We start from the raw sequence: 1195 nt of genomic DNA, 5'->3' as shown, positions 1-1195 counted from the left end.
GCCTCTTCGACCTTGTTGTACCATTTGGCCATAGAGAGCCTGGCAGCATCCTTGATGGTGTTCTTGGCAAAGATCATCCTCAGTGAATGAGAGAGCGAATACGCCTTCTGCAGGTCAGGATATAGTTCGAAAAGGATTCTGGCTCTCATCTTCTGCCTGTCAGTCCATTTGTCTGCCGACTTGAAGAGCAGGTATCTGCTACGGGCCAGCAATTCTTTCTTTGTATCGCCGTTCTCATAGCGGAATGGAACGTATTCCCGCCCTTCCTGCCTGGCGTTTTCCATCTCGTCATTGGCTTCTTGTATGGCATCCCAGCGGTGTCTGATACGCATCTCCTGTACGGCATCACAGGCAAGTTTCTGAATGTGAAAGCGGTCAATGACACGTTGGGCTTTCGGAAAAGCAGATCGTACAATCTTGTGCATGGAGTCAGACAGGTCAAGTGTTATCTCCGTCACTGCCTCGCGTTTCTCTTCGGGAATATTCTCCAAGGCTTTGATGACATCTTCCGACTTCGTGCCGGATACGACTGCAACAAGACATCCCTCACCGCCATGACGCTCACGGTTGGTTACGATAGTATACAGCTCGCCGTTGGACAGGCTTGTCTCATCTATAGCCAGATGAGAGCCAATGTTTTCCGGAAACACAAGCCATTCGTCTGCGTGTGGCAGTTCACTCCAGCTACGATAGCCACTCAGAACCTCCTTATACTGTTTCTTGAACGTATGTGCGTCAATGTAGTAGAAATCCTCAAGCGTACGGCAGGTCACTGGGGATTTCCCCATACGTCTGTTTTAAAAAAGCCGCAAACTCCTTAGAGTAGCGGGTGCCGTCGGCTGTCACTTTCAGCGGGAGAATGAAACTCTTTCCTGTGCGGGTATCTAGCCACCTGCGGCGGCGCAGAACCAGTACCACCTTGTGGTCACGGATGGGAAAGTCTGTCACCTCTACGGGAGAGATAAAACCCTTCGATTCAAAATGACTGTCACCCTGAAGGTCTGGATGTATTTTCTCGTCAAGGTGAATGTGCATCTCAGGCTCGTCATAAGCCTTCGTGTCAACGTACTCAATATCAGTTATGATGAAGTGGTCAAGCACTTCCTTGGGCAGCACCATACGTGCCAACATTAGCAAACCTTTGTCTTCCATGATGCAAAGGTAAGCATTTCATATGAATCATACTCATTTACCC

Annotated in this window: 2 protein-coding genes; both read right to left on the bottom strand. The window is 49.2% G+C overall.

What is annotated here, in order from left to right:
* A partial coding sequence (locus CIK89_RS07340) for a transposase (RefSeq protein ID WP_094390742.1) occupies positions 1-788 on the bottom strand: 788 nt, incomplete at its 3' end.
* Positions 754-1152, bottom strand: a complete 399-nt coding sequence (locus CIK89_RS07335) for a hypothetical protein (protein ID WP_094390741.1) — start codon at positions 1150-1152, stop codon at positions 754-756. The genes CIK89_RS07340 and CIK89_RS07335, both read right to left, overlap by 35 nt.
* Between the last annotated feature and the right edge of the window lie 43 nt (positions 1153-1195).

The organism is Prevotella sp. P4-119 (assembly GCF_002251345.1).
In the GTDB taxonomy this organism is placed as follows: Bacteria; Bacteroidota; Bacteroidia; order Bacteroidales; family Bacteroidaceae; genus Prevotella.
Note: the sequence above shows the minus strand (reverse complement) of the source record. Positions and strands in the feature narration are given on the sequence as shown.